Below are 16,690 nucleotides of genomic sequence, written 5' to 3'. Positions count from 1 at the left end.
TGGACGGCGGCAACCACCTGGCCACGGGTCGTTCTCATGGCCCGCCGACTCACCGGCGAGACCCCCGTCTCCTGGCGGGACAGCGATCTCTCAGGCGTGTCCTGATCAGCTCCGCTGCTGCGGCATCACCTCCTGGTGGCGGAGCAGCACGAAGCCGCCCTGCTGCGCCACCAGGGCGTACCCCTCGCGGAGGGCTTCCGCCAAGTGCTGCTGTTCCGCTTCAGCGCTGAGGGGCGCGCCCAGCCACCCTCGCGAGCTGTCCGGCGCCCAGACGTCCACCATGATCCACTGGGGGTTGGGGCGGCTGTCGTTCGAGCCGTAGAGGCTGACGCTCGTACGGTTGCTGAGCTGGGGCACCAGATGGTCGGACGTCTGGACCGTGGCACCGTCGGGGATCTTGTCCATCAGGCGGTGGGCGACGGCGACGCGAGGATCGGTCCGCCAGGTGTCCGGCTGGACCAACTGGAACAGGGCGAAGTTCGGAAGGATCATGAGGGTGATCGCGGCGCAGCCCGCGAGGTAACGGCGCAGACCGCGCACGCTCGTCCCGCGTCGCACCAGGGCGTCGACGAAGGCCGCGAAGACCATGGGCATCAGGACGAGCGAGTAGTGGAAACCCGTCCCCCAGTGCAGGCTGTTGCTCGACGTGAAGCGCCACACCAGAGTCGGCAGAGCGACCCACAGCAGCGGGGACCGCATCGCCAGGAACATGGTGGGAGCCAGCATGAGTACGAAAGTCGACACCTTCGTCTGGGGGGTGATCAGACCGATGGTGCCCCGGTGGAGCAGATCCAGCAGACTGCCTCCACTGCCACCGTCGACTCCAGGTGCTCCAGAACCGCCCCCGACCAGGGACCAATAGGCGAAGGACCCACTCGGGCTGAAGGCCGGCAGAACCACGAACAGTGCCAGCGTCGCTGCGGCCAGACCGGCTGCAACCGTGAACATGCCGAGCCTGCGGTCGCCTCGCCAGGCGATGACGAGACCGATGACGAGAACCGTGAGTCCGAGGTCCTCCTTCACGAGCAGCAGGGGCAGAGCCCAGTACGCCGCGGCGGTCAACCGGTCATTCCCGAGGGCGGTCAGCGAGAACGCCAGGAGCGGCACGGCGAACGCCACTTCGTGGAAGTCGTAGCCGACAGCACTCGCGATTCCCCAGGAGAGGCCGTAGCAGGCACCGATCACCGCGCCGGCCGGGCCGCCCAGGGTCCGGCGTGCCCAGAGAGCCAGCGGGACGACGCTCACGGCGAGGAGCGCGGCCTGCACGACGAGGAGCGTTTCCGCTCCCCGCCACACCCAGTAGAACGGCGCCACGAGCGCGAGGATGGGAGAGAAGTGATCCCCGAGGACGGGAAAGTCCTGGCCCTTCACTTCGGAGACCGGCAAGTGTCCTTCCGCGTATGAGCGGACGACCTGATCGAAGATTCCCAGGTCATAGCTGCTCGTGATCATCCGCTGGTGGAGGCGGAGCGACACCGCCGCGTACACCACGAACAGCACTCCGGCCATGGCCCAGATCCACCATGTTCCGTAGAAGCGGCCGTTGTGCGGTGATGCGGCCACCGCCTTTTTCTCGAGGGTCGATTGCTGCGTCGGGAGCGTTGCGCTTTTGGCGGGGGAGGTTTGCATCGCGAGCCCTTCAGGAAACCGGGAGTGGCGGCCATCAAGATGCCAGCAGCACGCTGTATCCGACCTCGACCAAACTCCCGTGTGGCCAGAATCCCCCGAATGGCCGCACACATCCGCCTCACCACGTAGGGCACGGCCTAAAGTCCCGCGGCGGATTTCCCGAAGACATGGAGGTAGTGAGCGGCGAAAAGGCCGCGCGGTGGAAGGGAGCATCACGTGAGACCGCTGGGCATCGAAGGGGCCTGGGTGGACACACCCAAGGTTTTCGCGGACAACAGGGGGCGATTCCACGAGTGGTTCAAGAGTGAAAGGTTCCACGGTTCCATCGGTCAGGGGCTCCGGCTCGAGCAGGCCAATTGCTCCCGCTCCGCTCGCGGCACTCTCCGCGGTATCCACTATGCGTCGGTCCCGCCCGGCCAGGCCAAGTACGTCACGTGCGTCAGCGGCGCCGTCCTCGACGTGGTGGTCGACATCCGCACCGGATCCGCGGATTTCGGGAAATGGGAGGCGGTCCGGCTCGATGACACGACGCACCGCTGCGTCTACCTCTCGGAAGGACTGGGCCACGCCTTCATGGCGCTGGAGGACAACTCCACCGTCGTCTACCTGTGTTCGCAGGGATACGCGCCGCAGCACGAGTACGGGGTCAATCCGCTCGACCCCGCGTTGGCCATCGCCTGGCCCGAGGACCTCGCGCCGTGCCTTTCGGACAAGGACGCGGCGGCGCCCACGCTGGAGGAAGCCGAGCGACAGGGTCTGCTGCCTTCCTTCGAGGACTGCACCGCGTATCGCGGAAGTCTCGTGAGCGGCGCCTGAGACGGCCGGCCTGCGGCGAAGCCCCGCCCTCGCGCCGGGGCTTCGCTTCGTCGGGAATCACCGGCCGCCATGAAATTGCGCGGAAAAACCGGTACTACGCCGGAATCGGCCTGAGAAAGTGCATTGAGGCCGCACGGGTGATCTTCGCCTATGACACGGAACGAATCGTAATTATTCAATCTCCGGGTGTGAAAACTGGGTGTGTCAGTAACCGAAGCCACGTGACACGCATGCGAATGAAGCGCACCGAGTGCGCGCGCTTGCGGTCTGATGCGTCCAAGTTCCCGAGGAAGGTTCTCTGTGAGCCGTAGAACGATCCGAAGTTCACGCGTGAAGTCCGCCGCTATGGTGTCGGTCGGCGCGCTTGCCGTAGTGCTCAACATCGCCCCGAGTGCGACGGCCATCGCTGACGCGATCCACAGGTCCGGCAGCAGCGCCGGCGCTGGTGAGGTTGCGACGCCCGGCCCGAACGGTGCCGTGAGCGCCCGCGGCGGCGGCGGCGGCGACCGCGGGCCGCAGGGGCCTCGGGGCCACCAGGGCCACGACGGTAAGCGGGGTCCGCAGGGTCCGCAGGGTCCGCAGGGTAAGCCGGGTCCGCAGGGTCCGCAGGGTCCGCAGGGTGACCGGGGTCCGCAGGGTTACCAGGGTGCGCAGGGCAACCAGGGCAACCAGGGTGACCAGGGCTTCCAGGGCAACCAGGGTGCGCAGGGCAACCAGGGCGGCCAGGGCAGCCAGGGTGCGCAGGGCAACCAGGGCAACCAGGGTGCGCGGGGTTACCAGGGTGCGCAGGGCAACCAGGGTAACCAGGGCAACCAGGGTGACCAGGGCTTCCAGGGCAACCAGGGCTTCCAGGGCAACCAGGGCGCGCAGGGCTTCCAGGGCAACCAGGGCGCGCAGGGCAACCAGGGCAACCAGGGCGCGCAGGGCAACCAGGGCAACCAGGGCAACCAGGGCAACCAGGGTAGGCGGGGTCCGCAGGGCTACCAGGGTGCGCAGGGCGTCCAGGGCGGCCAGGGCAGCCAGGGCTTCCAGGGCAACCAGGGCAACCAGGGCTTCCAGGGTGACCGGGGTGCGCAGGGCTACCAGGGCTTCCAGGGCAACCAGGGCAACCAGGGCTTCCAGGGCAACCAGGGTAACCAGGGCTTCCAGGGTGACCGGGGTCCGCAGGGCTTCCAGGGCAACCAGGGTAACCAGGGCAACCAGGGCTTCCAGGGCAACCAGGGCAACCAGGGCAACCAGGGTTCCTCCGGCATCAAGACGTACGTCAGGCTCGCCAGTTTCAACCCGCCCGCCCAGACGGTGACTGCCACGTGCGACCCGGGCGACATTGCCACCGGCGGCGGATTCAACGGAAACAGCGCCAACGTCCAGACCAGCAGGCCCTTCACCTTCGGTAGTGGAGACACCCCCACGGGGTGGCAGGTTTCCGTCTCGGCGGCCCCCCCCACCACCCCCCCAGGCCCCAACACGCAAACCGCCTATGTGGTCTGCGCCGATATCACCCCGTAACTCCCACGCGAGCGGTAGCGCGCTACCGGCCATTCGCTTCCGCTTCCCCTGGGAACGAGCGACGGTGCCCCCGAGGCTTCGGCCTCGCGGGCACCGTCCGCGTTGTGTCCGTGCCCGCGGCCTGGCGTCTGAAGCTTTGGTGCCGGACCCTTGGCAGCAAAAGACTCGGAGAAATATGCGCATCCTTGTGACCGGCGGCGCCGGATTCATCGGTTCGGAGTACGTCCGCCGACGGCTGGAATCGGATCCGTCAGCGCGGATCACCGTCCTCGACAAACTCACCTACTCGGGGGTCGAGGCCAATCTGGCACCGGTGGCGGTACATCCGGGCTACACCTTTGTCCGGGGCGACATCTGTGACCCGGACGTCGTCGACCAGGTGATGGCTGGTCAGGACGTGGTGGTGCATTTCGCCGCCGAGTCCCATGTGGACCGGTCGATCGAGGGGGCCGGCCCGTTCGTCCGTACCAACGTGATGGGCACGCAGGTGCTCCTGGACGCCGCCCACCAGCACGGCGTCGGCCGCTTCGTCCACGTGTCCACCGACGAGGTGTACGGCTCGATCAGTGAAGGCTCGTGGACCGAGGGATGGCCACTGGCGCCGAACTCCCCGTACTCCGCGTCGAAGGCCGGCTCCGACCTGCTCGCGCTCGCCTACCACCGCACCCACGGCCTGGACGTGGTGGTCACCCGGTGCACCAACAACTACGGGCCGTACCAGTTCCCCGAGAAGGTCATCCCGCTCTTCATCACCCACCTGATCGACGGGAGGACGGTCCCCCTGTACGGAGACGGCCGCAACCTCCGTGACTGGCTGCACGTCTCCGACCACTGCCGGGGCATCGACCTGGTGCTGCAGGGCGGCAGGGCCGGGGAGGTCTACCACATCGGCGGCGGGACCGAGTTGAGCAACCACAAGCTCACCGGCCTGCTGCTGGACGCGGTCGGCGCGGGCTGGGACCGGGTCGAGTACGTGACCGACCGCAAAGGCCACGACCTGCGTTACTCGCTGGACGACAGCAAGATCCGCGAGCAGCTCGGCTACGCCCCGCAGGTCTCCTTCACCGACGGCCTGGCCGCCACGGTCGCCTGGTACCGCACACACCGTTCCTGGTGGGAGCCGCTGAAGGAGAGGGCCGAACCGCGATGACCACGAGCTGGCTGGTGACGGGCGCACACGGGCTCCTCGGCCAGGACGTGCTGGCCGAGCTCGCCGGCGATCCGGACGCCACGGTGACGGGACTGGGCCGTGACCAGCTCGACATCACGGACCCGGCAGCCGCGCGCGCGGCCGTCGCCGGTCACGGAGTGGTCGTCAACTGCGCCGCCTGGACGGACGTCGACGGCGCCGAGCGGTCCGAGGCGGCGGCCACAGCCGTGAACGGCACGGGCGTCCGCCACCTCGCACGCGCCTGCGCGGACAGCGGCGCACTCCTGCTGCACATCTCCACCGACTACGTGTTCCCGGGCGATTCCCGTCGACCGTATCCGGAAGACGCACCGACGGATCCCGTCAACGCGTACGGACGGAGCAAACTGGCAGGGGAGCGGGCAGTCGTCGAGCTGCTGCCCCGTGCCGGATACATCGTGCGCACCGCCTGGCTCTACGGCGCGCACGGCCCCAACTTCGTGGCCACCATGCTGGAACTCGCCGCCCGGCGCGAAACCTTGGACGTGGTGGCCGACCAGCACGGTCAGCCGACCTGGTCCCGTGCGCTCGCCCGGCAGTTGGCGGCCCTCGGCCGTGCCGCCCTGGCCGGTCGGGCCCCGGCGGGCATTTACCACGGCACGGCGGCCGGTCACACCACCTGGTGCGGCCTGGCGCGTGAGACCTTCCGTCTCAGTGGCCTCGATTCCGAGCGGATCCGCCCGGTCGGCTCGGAGAAGTTCCCGCGTCCGGCAACCCGTCCGGCGTTCGGTGTACTCGGCCACGGCAACTGGCTGCGGGCCGGCCTCGCGTCCCTTCCCCGCTGGGACGATCAGCTGACGGCGGCCCTGAAGACGCCCGCCTTCGCAGCTCTGGCCGTCGCGGCGCGCACGGCCGGCGGACGCCTGGCGACCTGAGGGAGGGCGTGGCGACGACCGAGACGGAACGGCCCAGAACGTGACGAGGCGCCCGGCGGAACCTGACCCCGCCGGGCGCCTCGTCACGCAGGGTCCTAGACCAGCAGCGGTCCGCCGCACCGGGCGGCCCCCTCCTTCATCGCGATGAGGTTGGCGACCACGTACGAGATGTCGTTCTGGGAGTGCCATTCGGTCGGGAAGTAGGTGACCAGCCGTGACATCTGGAACTGGGCATCCAGGTCGGGCACGAAGGCACGGTACTCGTTGTCCGTGTAGTACCAGAACGAGTTCTCGTTGTAGTAGGCGACGTGAGTCGGGTCCTGGTACGCGCCGCGGCCGTCGGAGCTGGGCGTCATGGTGAGGAGCATGCCGCCGGGCGCCAGCAGCCGGTACAGCTCGTTGATCAGCGGCACCTTCCCGGGCACGCGCTCCAGGAACTCGGTCGCCCGCACCAAGCCGACCGATCCGTCGGGCAGGTCCAGCTTCCCGGGCAGGGCCGCGACGAGGTCTACACCCTTTCCCGGGTACTGGTCCACGCCCACGTAGCCGGGCGGCTTCCGGCGGGCCGCGCCGAGGTCCAGCGCGAGCAGTCCGCGCCGTTGGGTCCAGGCGAGGGCGTTGGCCTCGATGTACTTGTCGTACAGGACGACTGTCTCGCGCTGGATGTGTGCGTTGATCTCCGGGTCGAGCTGGGTGTTCGAGGAATGGATCCGCTGGAGGTACAGGCAGCGGTTGATGTGGTGGAAGTCGCCGGCGTGGAAGAGACGGCACATCAGATCCTGGTCGTCCAGGACCGTACGCGTGGCGTCGTACCCGCCGACCTCCTCGTAGGTCTCCTTGCGAAACGCCCGGACATGGTTGGGCGCGTACCAGATGTACGAGACGTTGTGCGGCGTCGCCGCCAGGGAAATGGCCTGCAGCAGCTTGCGGCCGTCGACGTCCACCTCCTCGTACTCCCAGCCGCACGTCTCGTCGAAACGGAGATCCTCCCGCTCGCCTTCCTCGGTGATGTGCGCGGTGTTGCTGTAGACGAAAACGGCTTCGGGGTTCGCGTCGAACGCCTCGCCGAGCTCCGCCAGGCACGCCTTCGCCAGGAGATCGTCGTGGTCGAGTTCCACGAGGATCTCGCCGCGCGCCAGTTCACAGGCCCTGCGCTTCGCCGCTCCGACGCCGCGGATGTCGTCCGCGATCTCCAGACGGACCCTCTCGTCGGGTCGCTCCGGCCGCCACCGGGCGCCGTTGTTGAGCAGGACGATCCACTCCCAGTCCGAACAGGTCTGCGCCTGCAGGGACGCCAGGCACTCATCGAGGAAACGGGGACGGTGGCTGGGGGTGAAGACAGAAAACCTGGGTGTCGCGGTCGACGTCATCTGATGCTCCCTGCTTGGCTCGATGTCGGGGAGGGGCTGACGGAATCCCGGAAATCTTCCGGTACCTGGGAACGCAGCGAGGGATTGGCCGCGACGGCACGCCGGAACTCGTCCCCGGCCTCGTCGGCGCGGCCCTTCTCCGCCAGGAGAAGCCCGAGTTGCATGTGGATCACGGCTGCTTCCGGTTCGGCGGCGACGGCACGCTTCAGGAGTTCCATGGTCCGGTCGGGGTCGCTCGACTTCAGCATCATCGCCTCGCTGAAGAGAGCCGACGTGTATGACGGATCGATCTTCAGAGCCTTGTCGTAGGCGGCACGGGCATCGAGCTTCTTGCCGTTCTGCTGCGCGATGAAGCCCAGGTTGTACCAGGCGAGCTTGTTGTGAGGGTCCAGTTTCAGCAGCCGCCCGTAGGTATTGGCCGCCCCTTCGGAGTCGTTGAGCTGTCGCTGTTGCAGAAGAGCGGTCTGCATAAGCGCGTCGACCTGTTGGTTCTTCGTCCAGATTGCTGGCGCGGTCTTGGAATCCGGGGCCAGGGTCGGATGGGGCTGAATCGCCCAGACGGTCACGCCTGTGGCAATCGCCAGCGTTCCGGCGAGCCCTGCCCACAATCGCCTACGTTTCACTTGGTCACATCTCGCGAATAGTGAGGGACGGATAGATGCGGCTGATTTCCGAATCACCGTCATCTTCGCCGACGTTACGAGGTGGTCCTGATGAGTCGTCATGTGGCAGGCACTTGAGGCTTGCAGACCACCCGAATGTACGCATCAAAGATGAGGTTCGCCGAATCGGACGTCGCGAATCTCGTGCTGTCATCCGGTAATTGGGCCGGCTGTTCGGAATTGCGTCCGCCGACAAGGCCGCCGTCGCGGTTGCGCAGGCCGATGAACACGACTGCCCGGGCCAGCCTCTTTGCGTGGCCGCAAGCACCTGGATACCGTCACGCATCGGTCATTTGTCACCGCGGAGTTGGATGGTATCTGTGAAGCCAACGGTCTGCCTGAACATGATCGTCAAGGATGAAGCCCCGGTGATCCGGCGTTGTCTCGAATCCGTACGGCCCTTGATCGACACCTGGGTCATTCTGGACACGGGTTCGACCGACGGTACCCAGGACGTCATCCGAGACGTCTACAGCGATCTGCCCGGCGAACTGCACGAACGGCCCTGGAAGGGGTTTGACGGGAGCCGCACCGAGGCGATCGAACTCGCCCGCGCGGGCGCGGACTACCTGCTCTTCATGGACGCCGACGACGTCATGGAGGTGGGTTCCGGCTTCCGCATGCCGGAGCTGACGCTCGACGCCTACAGGGTCGCCGTGCACGAAGGGCCCAGCATCCACTCGCGCCGCGCTCTGGTCTCAACGCGGCCGCCGTGGCGGTACGTCGGCGTCCTGCACGAGTACCTCGACTGCGGCTCGGGGACCACCTCCGGGACTCTCGAAGGTATCAACATCCTCATCGTGGGCGGCGGGGCACGCGGCAGGGGGGTGGGCCTGCGGGAGAAGTACCTGCGCGATGCGGAGACCCTCCAGCAAGGCCTGATCAAGGAGCCTGACAACGCCCGTTACGTCTTCTACCTCGCCCAGAGCCTGAGCAACGCCGGTGAGCTGGAGAAGGCCCTCGAAGCCTATGACCGCCGGGTGGCCATGGACGGTTGGGCCGAGGAGGGCTTCGTCGCCCACCTCTCGGCCGCACGGCTCGCGGAAGCGCTTGAGCGGCCGCAGGCCGAGGTGATGGACCGCTACCTTCGTGCGCACGAGAGCCGCCCCTCACGCGCCGAAGCGCTCGGCGACCTCGCGCGCCTGTGCCGTGTCAACGGCGGGCGCTGGCCGCTCGCCTACATGTTCGCGCGGCAGGCGGCGCGGATCCCGTATCCGAGCGACCACATGCGCGTCGAGTCCAGCTGGTACGACTGGCGCGCACTCGACGAACTGGCGGTGTCCGCGTATTGGGTCGGAGAGCACGAGGAGGCGAAGAGTTGCTTCGAACGCCTCCTCAACGGCGGCAAGTTGCCCGCCGAACATCGAGAGCGTCTGACCCAGAACCTTGAGTTCGCACAACGCGAACTCGGCTCGAAGGAGCCCGTAGGAGTTTGACACGGCGTGAGCCCGGACGGTGCGAGCCTGGGCTGCAGGCCGTCGAATGCGCCCACCGTGCTGTCGCATGGCGCCCGGTCCGCGCGTCGCTGCGGGTGCGCGCGGACCGGGGCCGTACGGGGGAGCCCGGGGGCTCGGTGCGACGCGAATTTCGGATCGATCTTCAGCGCCTTGTCGCAGGCCGCACGAGCATCGGCCGTTCTGCCCTCCTGCTGTGCGATGACCCCGGGTTGTACCAGGCGAAGGGTTGCGCGGGTTCAGTTCCAGCACCTTGCTTGTAGGTCTGGGCCGCCCTGCCGGAGTCTTGGCGCTCCTGCTGCCGAATGCCGGCCTGAACATCGCCGCCAGCTGCTCCTACGTGGTCCGCCCCGAGCGGGTCGTCATCCCGCGCGGCACCCTCGACCCCTCCGTCCTGCCGCCGGAGCTGCTCACGCTGGCCCGCGCCGCGTTCGGCCCCGGCGTCCTCGCCCCCGCCGCCCGGCCTCCCGCGGAGGCCTGGCTGCGCGCCCTGAACAAGGAGCGCTCCCAGGTACGGATCTGCCCGAGCCGCCCGCTGCACGCGTACGGTTCCCATCTGACGTCCTGCCCGTGGTGCACCCGGGTGGCGACCACGGGCCACGACGTGTTCGACGGGCCCGCGCCGCCCCCGCTGCCGGACCCGCCGCCGCGGGAGGAGGAGCGGCCGGGCGGAGGTCTGCGCTCGGCGCTGAAGGTCGCCGTGGTGGTCGCGCTGGTGGTGGTCCTGGCGATCCTCGCGAAGCAACTCGGCGGCGGTTGATCACTGTGGGCGGCCGCGGTCCTCCAGGTAGCGCGTGTGCGACTCCTGGCGCCGGGCCTCGACCTCCCGCAGGGCCGCCGCGAGCCGGTCCGCCTCCTCGTGCAGCAGGGTGAGCTGGCGCTCCAGGTGGCGCTCCGGCGGTTCGGTGCCGGGCGTCAGCCGGGTCCACCACCGGGTCCGTACGAAGGTGTCGACGGCCTCGGGAATGTCCTGCCGTACGGCACGGGACAGCGCGTGCAGGCACTCCGGGTCCTGTGCGAGCACCTCGGCGATCCAGCCGGGATCCAGCAGCGCGGTCAAAAGCTCGGTCAGTTCGGTGAGCCGACCCGCCGCCGGGGGCAGTTCCACACCGCCCAGATACTCCCGCAGACGGCCGAAGTCGCCACGTAGCTCCTCCAGTTGGGCCGAGGGATCCGGGAAGTCCGGCAGCGGCGGCCGCTCCGGCGGGGCGATCAGGGCGCCCGCGCCGTACAGCCCCGCGACGACGACGGGCCAGTACGGGCCCGCGACCCCCGCGAAGGTGAGGGCCAGACCGACGAGCCCGCAGGCGCTGCCGGTGAGGTTCTTGCGGGACTCCAGATACCTCAGCGGGTTCTTATTGGTAGCCACGGATCTCCTCGAAGGCGCCGTCGAGCGAACCCCTGCGGGCGTCGAAGAGGCGGCCGCCGGTCAGGTCGGCGATGTGCTGGAGCTCGCCCCGGTCGGAGTCGCCGAACAGGATCGGGAAGACCGGGATCTCCTTCTGCCCGCCCGGCAGCCGACCGTAGAAGCCGTCGAAGTCCTCGGGGTCGGCGCCGCTCGTGTTCTCGCCGTCCGTCATCAGCACGATCGACGTGAACGTGTCGCCGCCCGCGCCCAGATGCTCGTACGCCTTCTCCAGCGACGTGTAGATCGCGGTGTTGCCGGAGGCGCTGAGGGCCTCGGTGTCCTCGCGGATGCCGTCGAGACCGGCCCCCGGGTCCTCGGGCCGCACCACGTGCGTGTGGACGCTCTTGACCTTCGAGCCGAACGGCATCAGCGTCACCTCCTCGCGGTCGCGGAAGTCGCCCGTCAGCCCGGTGAGCGCCTTCTTCAGCCGGTCGAGCCGGCCGCCGCCCATCGAGCCGGAGGTGTCGAGGACGTACACGGTCCGGGAGGGCCGGCGGAGTTTGTTCTCGTAGGAGTCCAGGAGGTGGTCGGCGACGGACCGGCTGCCGGGGAAGGGGAGTTCACGCCGGCGGCCGGTGTCGAGGCCGGCCGCCGGGGCGACGGAGGCGACGACCGGGCGGCGGCGCGTCCGCTGCGTGATCTCCCGCTGCACGGCCGGAGCGCGCAGCGCCTCGGTGAGGCGGCGGACACTCTCGCGGGTGTCCTTGCTGGAGGAGGCGAGCGAGGAGAGCGGGTAGTCGGCGGTCACCACGCCGTCGCGCGGGCGGATGACCGTCAGCCCCTTCATGCCCTTGAGGATCGACTCGTAGTTGAGCAGGGCGTCCACGGTGCCGCGCCGCTCGTACGCCGTCGCCAGCCAGCCCGAGGACCCCGACGTCAGCTTCTGCCCCTTGAAGAACTCCTTCAGGCGCCCGGTCGCCTTCGCCACGTCCGCGTCGGTGAGCGCCGCCTGCGCCCCGGACAGCCCCGAGGCCACCGAGATCAGCGTGGAGAAACCGGAGTTGGAGCGGGCCGGGTCGGTCATGCCGTAGGTCAGCTTCCCGTCCGCGACGGCCTTCTCGACCTGCGACCAGGTGACGTCCTCCGGCTTCCAGCCCAGCGCGCTCACGGTCGCGGGCTTCACCCCGATCGCCACCGGGCTCGACATGATCGGCGTCTGGGAGACGACCTGCTTCGCCGCTTCGGGGCGCAGCCGCAGATAGTCGTCGGACGACAGCCACAGCGCGTCGTACGCGCCGTCCACCTTGCCCTTCGCGAGCAGGTCGACGGCGGAGAGGGTGCCCATGTAGGTGGGGCGGACCTTGATACCGGTGTCCTTGCGGACCTGTTCGAGGATCGGCGCCATGTCGCTGAGCTCGCTGGAGGCGAGGACGCGCAGGGTGCCGGGTTCGGGGGCGTTGCTGTCGGACCCCTGCTTCTGGTCCTGCGCCGTGCAGCCGGTGACCGCGGCGGCGGCCGTGACGGCGAGCAGGGACACGACGGCGTAGGCCGTACGACGTCTCACGCGGAGCCCCCTTCCAGGGCGCCCTGCGAGCGGCTGCGCTCCAAGTAGGCACTGGCGTGCTGGAGTTCGGAGGTGAGGGACTCGACCGTTGCGGCCATGGACTCGGTCGCCCGGACCTTGTACGTGTCGATGGCGTCGAGCGTGCGGTAGATCTGCTGGAAGGCGGTGCGCAGGGTCTCCGCGCCGACGGCCGGGTCGGCGGCGATGCGCTGGATCTCCCCGCTCTGGGTGGCGAGCATCTCGGCGTTGCCGCGGATCAGGTCCTCGGTCGTGCCGCGCAGCGCGTTGACCTGGTCGACGACCTTGCGCTGGTTCTCCAGGGCGGAGGCCAGCATCACGGAGATGCGCAGCGCGGACACCGTGGTGGTGGCGGCGCGGTCGACGCCCTTGATGAGCTCGTCGTTGTTGCGCCGGACCACGTCCATGGCCAGATAGCCCTGCGCGCACACCGCGAGCTGGGTCAGCAGGTCCTGGTGCTTCTGCCGGACGGGGAAGAGGACGTCGGCGCGCAGGGTGTCGGCCTGCGCGGGGTCCACTGCCTCGGCGGCGCCGATGCGCTCCTCGACCGCGGTGTCCAGGGCCTGGGTGAGGACGACGTACTCCTGGAGCTTGCCCATCGTCTCCCAGAGCCGGACGCGCTCCGTCTGCATCGCGGCGTTGTCGCGGCGCAGTTCGTCCTGGCCGCCGCGCAGCGAGCCCACGATCTTGTTCAGGGTGGCCTGCGAGGAGGCGTACTTGGCGACGTGGTCCCGCAGCTTGTTGCCGCCGGGCAGCTTGGACAGGAACTTCCGCCCCTTGCTCGCGGGCAGGTCGCGCGGGTCCAGGTCCTCGACCACACGGCGGAGTTCGACCAGCGAGCCCGCCACGTGCGACTGGGCGTCCCCGCCCTTGTCGGGCAGGCTGCGCAGGGTGCGCTCCAGCATGCGGTTGGACTGCGCGGCGGCGCCTCGCATCTCGCTCGCGCCGAGGCCCGCGATCTCTCCGACCTTGCCCGCGAACTCGGGCGAGCGGGCGTCGAGGGCGGCGAGAGCGCCGACGTACTCGGCGGCCCGGCGGGCCATCTCGTCCTGCACGGACGGGTCGACGGGCACCAGCCCGCCTGCCTTCTCACGGGGCACGGGCGCGACGGCCTCGGGCGGTGTGAGGGTGAAGGTGTCTTCGGTCGTCACTTGCTTTTCCCCCTAGTTCCCGGCCCGGCGCGCCATCTCGTGCAGCACCTTGTAGGCGGGCACGGGCGCTTGCCGGACGCCGGTCAGCTTCTGGTTGAGAAAGGTGGAGTGGGCGGCGGTGGCCGCCGTGAACTCCCCGGTCGCGCCCTGCGGCCGGAACCCGTGCCTGACGGCGAGCCTGCGCAGGGCCGGGTCACTGCTGAGGAGCTCACCGAGCGCGCGGCCCTCGGGAGTGAGGGGTACGACGGTGTGGTCGCTGTTCGCCGTGGTGTCCGGGTAGAGGACGGTGAGGTCACCGACGTCCTGGCCCTGGTTGAGCAGCGCGGCGACCTGCGACTCGTACACGAGCACGAGCGGGTTCCCGGCCCCGCTGATGAAGTCACGGAACGCCGCGTCCGTGCTGGACTGCTGGGCGCCCTGCACGCTGACGAGCTTGTGCATGAGGGGCGCGGTGCGTCCGACGGCGGCGGCGCTGGACGCGACCCGGCCGCCGTCGGCGACGTACGAGGCGGCGGCGAGGTAGAGCGCGCCGGAGTTGGAGGTGTTCGGATCGGTGCTGGCGATGAAGAGCGTGCCGGTCAACTCGCCGTGCGCCGCGGCCCCCTTGAGCTGCTGCCAGGTCCGGTCCTGCCCGGCGGCCTTGAGGTACGCGGCCATCCTGAGCGTGCCGGTGCCCTTGCCGACGATCGCGAGCCCGTTCGCCGCCAGGACCTCGGCGGCGCTGCGGTGCGCGACGACCACGAGGGGCGAGTAGAACGGGCGCGGCAGCGGCTGCCGTACGTGGTACTTGGCGGCCAGCTCGTCGGCCGGGGCCTGGCTGGAGGGGAAGGCGAAGTCGTACCCCTTGAGGTCCAGGCCGTCCATGGCCCAGGACCCGGAGGTCTCCGTCTTCACGGTGAAGCCCTTGGCAGCCAGGGCCTTCACCACGTCGGGATCGGCGAAGAACTCCGCCTTCTCCGATCCGATCACTCCTTGCACGGTCTTCGTTGCCGTGCCCTTGTCCTGACCTTCGCGGCCCCCGATGACGGCTGCTACCACGCCGCCGATCAACAGGACCGCCAGGACGATTCCCGCGATGCGTCTCACATCGAGGAGAGTGCTCCCGGAACCCGACATTCCCGGCCGCGCCGGGTGAACGGAGGGTGTCCGACCGATCCCGGTATGCAACCGGAACGGCGGCCTCCTGCTGTGGGTGTCACCAGGTGGAGGGCGCGGGGCCTCACCAGGGGAGGGTGCCTCCGTTCTCCACGAAGGCGCCGCTCGGCGCGTCCGCGCCCGCTGCGGCGGTGGCGACGATGATCTCCGCGCCCTCCTCGACGCTCAAGGTCCCCGCGTGGCCGTTGAGGTCGGTCGCGGTGAAGCCCGGGTTGACGGCACTGATCCGGATCTCCGGGTGCGCCTTCGCGTACAGCACCGTCAGCATGTTCAGCGCCGCCTTCGAGGAGTTGTACGCGAGCGCTGGGACCCAGGAGGAGAGCAGGGAACGGCTGTCGGGGTGGGCGTTGATGGTGAGCGAGCCCAGGGAGCTGCTGACGTTGACGACGACGGGGGCCTCCGCCTTTCGCAGCAGGGGGAGGAAGGCGTGCAGGGTGCGGACGGGGCCGAAGACGTTCGTGTCGTAGACCCGTTGCAGGTCCGGACCCGTCAACTCCTGAACAGGTTTGGCGGGTTGGTTGATGCCCGCGTTGTTGACGAGGACGTCGACGTGCCCGGCCTCCTCGCGGAGGCGGTCCGCGGCGGCCTGCACGGACGCGTCGTCGGTGACGTCGAGGAGCAGGGCCCGGGCGCCCAGCGCGCCGGCGGCCTCCTTGCCCCGCCGGGCGTCACGGGCGCCGACGTAGACGGTGTGGCCCCGCTCGACGAGGCGGCGGGCGGTCTCGTATCCGATGCCCTTGTTGGCACCGGTGATCACGGTGATGGTCATGTGTCCCACGGTGCGCGCCGCCCGGGCGGACAGACAGAGCCCTCCGCGTCGGGGGGACTGGCAGTACCAGGCTGTGGCGGCGCCGGGGGAGCACCATGGAGGGGTGAGCCAACGAGACCCTCGGGACCATCGCGAGCACGGAGAGCTCGGTATCGCGCTGCGGTACTGGCGCGACCGGACCACACCACAGGAGGCCGGGCTGCCGAGGGGCGGCGCGCGGCGGGCGCCCGGACTGCGCAGGGAGGAGCTGGCGCAGCTCGCCGGGCTCTCGGTGGACTATGTCACCCGCCTCGAACAGGGCCGCGCCACCGCCCCCTCCGACCAGGTGGTCGGCGCGCTCGCCCGCGCCCTGCGCCTGTCGGAGCCCGAGCGCGACCACCTCTACCGGCTGGCCGGGCAGGCCCCGCCCGCGGCCGGACACATCTCGCAGCACATCCCGCCGAGCGTGCAGCGCCTCCTGGACCAGCTGAGCCAGTCCCCGATCGGGGTCCACGACGCGGCGTACAACCTCATCTCGTGGAACCCGCTGTGGGCCGCGCTGGCGGGGGACCCGTCCGGGTGGCGCGGGCGGGAACGCAACTACGTGTGGCGGCAGTTCACGGGTCTGCCCAGCAGGACCACGCACACCCCGGAGCAGGAGCAGAGGCTGCGCACGGCCCTGGTGTCGGATCTTCGGTCCGCCACCGCCCGTTATCCCGACGACCGGGGGCTGCGCTCGCTGATCGCGGATCTGCGGCGGGAGAGCGAGGCGTTCCGTGAGCTGTGGGCCTCGCACGCGGTCGGGTTCCACAAGGCCGACACCAAGACGGTCCACCATCCGGAGGTGGGGACGATCCTCCTGGACTGCGACACGCTCGCGGTGCCGGGCGCGGATCTGCGGATCACGATCTGCTCGGCCGCGCCGGGCACGGAGGCGGCAGAGCAACTGGCGCTGCTCGCGACTCTCGGGTTGCAGACGACGGCCGCTGCCCCCGGCTGACCGATGGGTGTGTGGCACCCGGTCCGCACGTCGCTGCGGGTGCGCGCGGACCGGGGCCGTACAGGGGGAGCCCGGGGGCTCGGACGCGGGCTCTCAGCGAGCCGCGAGTGCGCGGGGTTCGGCGGCCGGGGCGTGGGCGTCCATGCGCTCGGCGGCCAGGATCGCGCCCGCCGTGTCCGCGCGGGACGCGGCGACGACGAGG

General features: G+C 69.5%; 15 protein-coding genes. 7 read left to right on the top strand and 8 right to left on the bottom strand.

What is annotated here, in order from left to right; genetic code table 11:
• Nucleotides 1–105: 105 nt before the first annotated feature.
• Nucleotides 106–1,563: a DUF2079 domain-containing protein gene (locus ABZ656_RS26500; protein WP_360270949.1), complete on the bottom strand. Its 1,458-nt coding sequence runs from the start codon at nt 1,561–1,563 to the stop codon at nt 106–108.
• A 282-nt stretch (nt 1,564–1,845) separates the two neighbouring features.
• Here ABZ656_RS26500 and rfbC point away from each other — a divergent pair, with 282 nt between their 5' ends.
• The 4 genes from rfbC to rfbD all read left to right on the top strand — a co-directional run bounded on the left by rfbC (nt 1,846) and on the right by rfbD (nt 6,018).
• A complete protein-coding gene (gene rfbC / locus ABZ656_RS26495; protein WP_360270947.1) occupies nt 1,846–2,445 on the top strand; it encodes a dTDP-4-dehydrorhamnose 3,5-epimerase in 600 nt (199 codons plus the stop codon).
• Nucleotides 2,446–2,775: 330 nt separating this feature from the next.
• A complete protein-coding gene (locus ABZ656_RS26490; RefSeq protein ID WP_360270945.1) occupies nt 2,776–3,954 on the top strand; it encodes a collagen-like protein in 1,179 nt (392 codons plus the stop codon).
• Nucleotides 3,955–4,129: 175 nt separating this feature from the next.
• Nucleotides 4,130–5,104, top strand: coding sequence for a dTDP-glucose 4,6-dehydratase (gene rfbB, locus ABZ656_RS26485; protein ID WP_360270943.1), 975 nt, complete (start codon nt 4,130–4,132; stop codon nt 5,102–5,104).
• Entirely contained in the window at nt 5,101–6,018 is a 918-nt protein-coding gene (rfbD, locus tag ABZ656_RS26480) for a dTDP-4-dehydrorhamnose reductase (RefSeq protein WP_360270941.1), read from the top strand. The genes rfbB and rfbD overlap by 4 nt, the downstream gene beginning before the upstream one ends.
• Nucleotides 6,019–6,113: 95 nt before the next feature.
• Here rfbD and ABZ656_RS26475 read toward each other — a convergent pair whose 3' ends face one another.
• Both ABZ656_RS26475 and ABZ656_RS26470 read right to left on the bottom strand, forming a co-directional pair.
• A complete protein-coding gene (locus ABZ656_RS26475) occupies nt 6,114–7,388 on the bottom strand; it encodes a glycosyltransferase (protein ID WP_360270939.1) in 1,275 nt (424 codons plus the stop codon).
• On the bottom strand, nt 7,385–7,996 hold the full coding sequence (locus tag ABZ656_RS26470) for a tetratricopeptide repeat protein (RefSeq protein ID WP_360270937.1): 612 nt from the start codon (nt 7,994–7,996) through the stop codon (nt 7,385–7,387). The genes ABZ656_RS26475 and ABZ656_RS26470 overlap by 4 nt, the downstream gene beginning before the upstream one ends.
• 398 nt (nt 7,997–8,394) lie before the next feature.
• Here ABZ656_RS26470 and ABZ656_RS26465 point away from each other — a divergent pair, with 398 nt between their 5' ends.
• Together ABZ656_RS26465 and ABZ656_RS26460 are read left to right on the top strand one after the other, a co-directional pair.
• Nucleotides 8,395–9,486, top strand: coding sequence for a glycosyltransferase (locus tag ABZ656_RS26465; RefSeq protein WP_360270935.1), 1,092 nt, complete (start codon nt 8,395–8,397; stop codon nt 9,484–9,486).
• 304 nt (nt 9,487–9,790) lie between these two features.
• A complete protein-coding gene (locus ABZ656_RS26460; RefSeq protein ID WP_360270933.1) occupies nt 9,791–10,264 on the top strand; it encodes a hypothetical protein in 474 nt (157 codons plus the stop codon).
• Here ABZ656_RS26460 and ABZ656_RS26455 read toward each other — a convergent pair whose 3' ends face one another.
• The 5 genes from ABZ656_RS26455 to ABZ656_RS26435 all read right to left on the bottom strand — a co-directional run bounded on the left by ABZ656_RS26455 (nt 10,265) and on the right by ABZ656_RS26435 (nt 15,509).
• Nucleotides 10,265–10,873, bottom strand: a complete 609-nt coding sequence (locus ABZ656_RS26455; protein ID WP_360270931.1) for a hypothetical protein — start codon at nt 10,871–10,873, stop codon at nt 10,265–10,267.
• Nucleotides 10,860–12,416, bottom strand: coding sequence for a VWA domain-containing protein (locus ABZ656_RS26450; protein ID WP_360270929.1), 1,557 nt, complete (start codon nt 12,414–12,416; stop codon nt 10,860–10,862). The genes ABZ656_RS26455 and ABZ656_RS26450 overlap by 14 nt, the downstream gene beginning before the upstream one ends.
• Complete coding sequence (locus tag ABZ656_RS26445) at nt 12,413–13,585, bottom strand: toxic anion resistance protein (RefSeq protein ID WP_360270927.1); 1,173 nt, start codon at nt 13,583–13,585, stop codon at nt 12,413–12,415. Before ABZ656_RS26445 ends, ABZ656_RS26450 begins: the two co-directional genes overlap by 4 nt.
• A gap of 12 nt (nt 13,586–13,597) precedes the next feature.
• Entirely contained in the window at nt 13,598–14,671 is a 1,074-nt protein-coding gene (locus ABZ656_RS26440; RefSeq protein ID WP_360270925.1) for a substrate-binding domain-containing protein, read from the bottom strand.
• A gap of 133 nt (nt 14,672–14,804) precedes the next feature.
• Nucleotides 14,805–15,509 (bottom strand): SDR family NAD(P)-dependent oxidoreductase, encoded by a 705-nt coding sequence (locus ABZ656_RS26435; protein ID WP_360270923.1) that lies wholly within the window; start codon nt 15,507–15,509, stop codon nt 14,805–14,807.
• 103 nt (nt 15,510–15,612) lie between these two features.
• Between ABZ656_RS26435 and ABZ656_RS26430 the strand changes: the two genes are divergently transcribed.
• Nucleotides 15,613–16,488 (top strand): helix-turn-helix domain-containing protein, encoded by an 876-nt coding sequence (locus ABZ656_RS26430; protein ID WP_101400380.1) that lies wholly within the window; start codon nt 15,613–15,615, stop codon nt 16,486–16,488.
• Nucleotides 16,489–16,690: the final 202 nt, after the last annotated feature.

Origin of the sequence: Streptomyces sp. NPDC007095, from assembly GCF_040634475.1 — a bacterium.
In the GTDB taxonomy this organism is placed as follows: Bacteria; Actinomycetota; Actinomycetes; order Streptomycetales; family Streptomycetaceae; genus Streptomyces.
The sequence above is the reverse complement of the archived record's forward strand: the minus strand, read 5'-3'. Positions and strand labels throughout refer to the sequence as shown.

What these genes read in the sequence shown, in the direction of transcription:
- ABZ656_RS26465 (WP_360270935.1), top strand. Translation starts at nt 8,395, where the DNA reads ATGATCGTCAAGGATGAAGCCCCGGTGATCCGGCGTTGTCTCGAATCC.
- rfbB (WP_360270943.1), top strand. Translation starts at nt 4,130, where the DNA reads ATGCGCATCCTTGTGACCGGCGGCGCCGGATTCATCGGTTCGGAGTAC.
- ABZ656_RS26435 (WP_360270923.1), bottom strand. Translation starts at nt 15,509, where the DNA reads ATGACCATCACCGTGATCACCGGTGCCAACAAGGGCATCGGATACGAG.
- rfbD (WP_360270941.1), top strand. Translation starts at nt 5,101, where the DNA reads ATGACCACGAGCTGGCTGGTGACGGGCGCACACGGGCTCCTCGGCCAG.
- ABZ656_RS26475 (WP_360270939.1), bottom strand. Translation starts at nt 7,388, where the DNA reads ATGACGTCGACCGCGACACCCAGGTTTTCTGTCTTCACCCCCAGCCAC.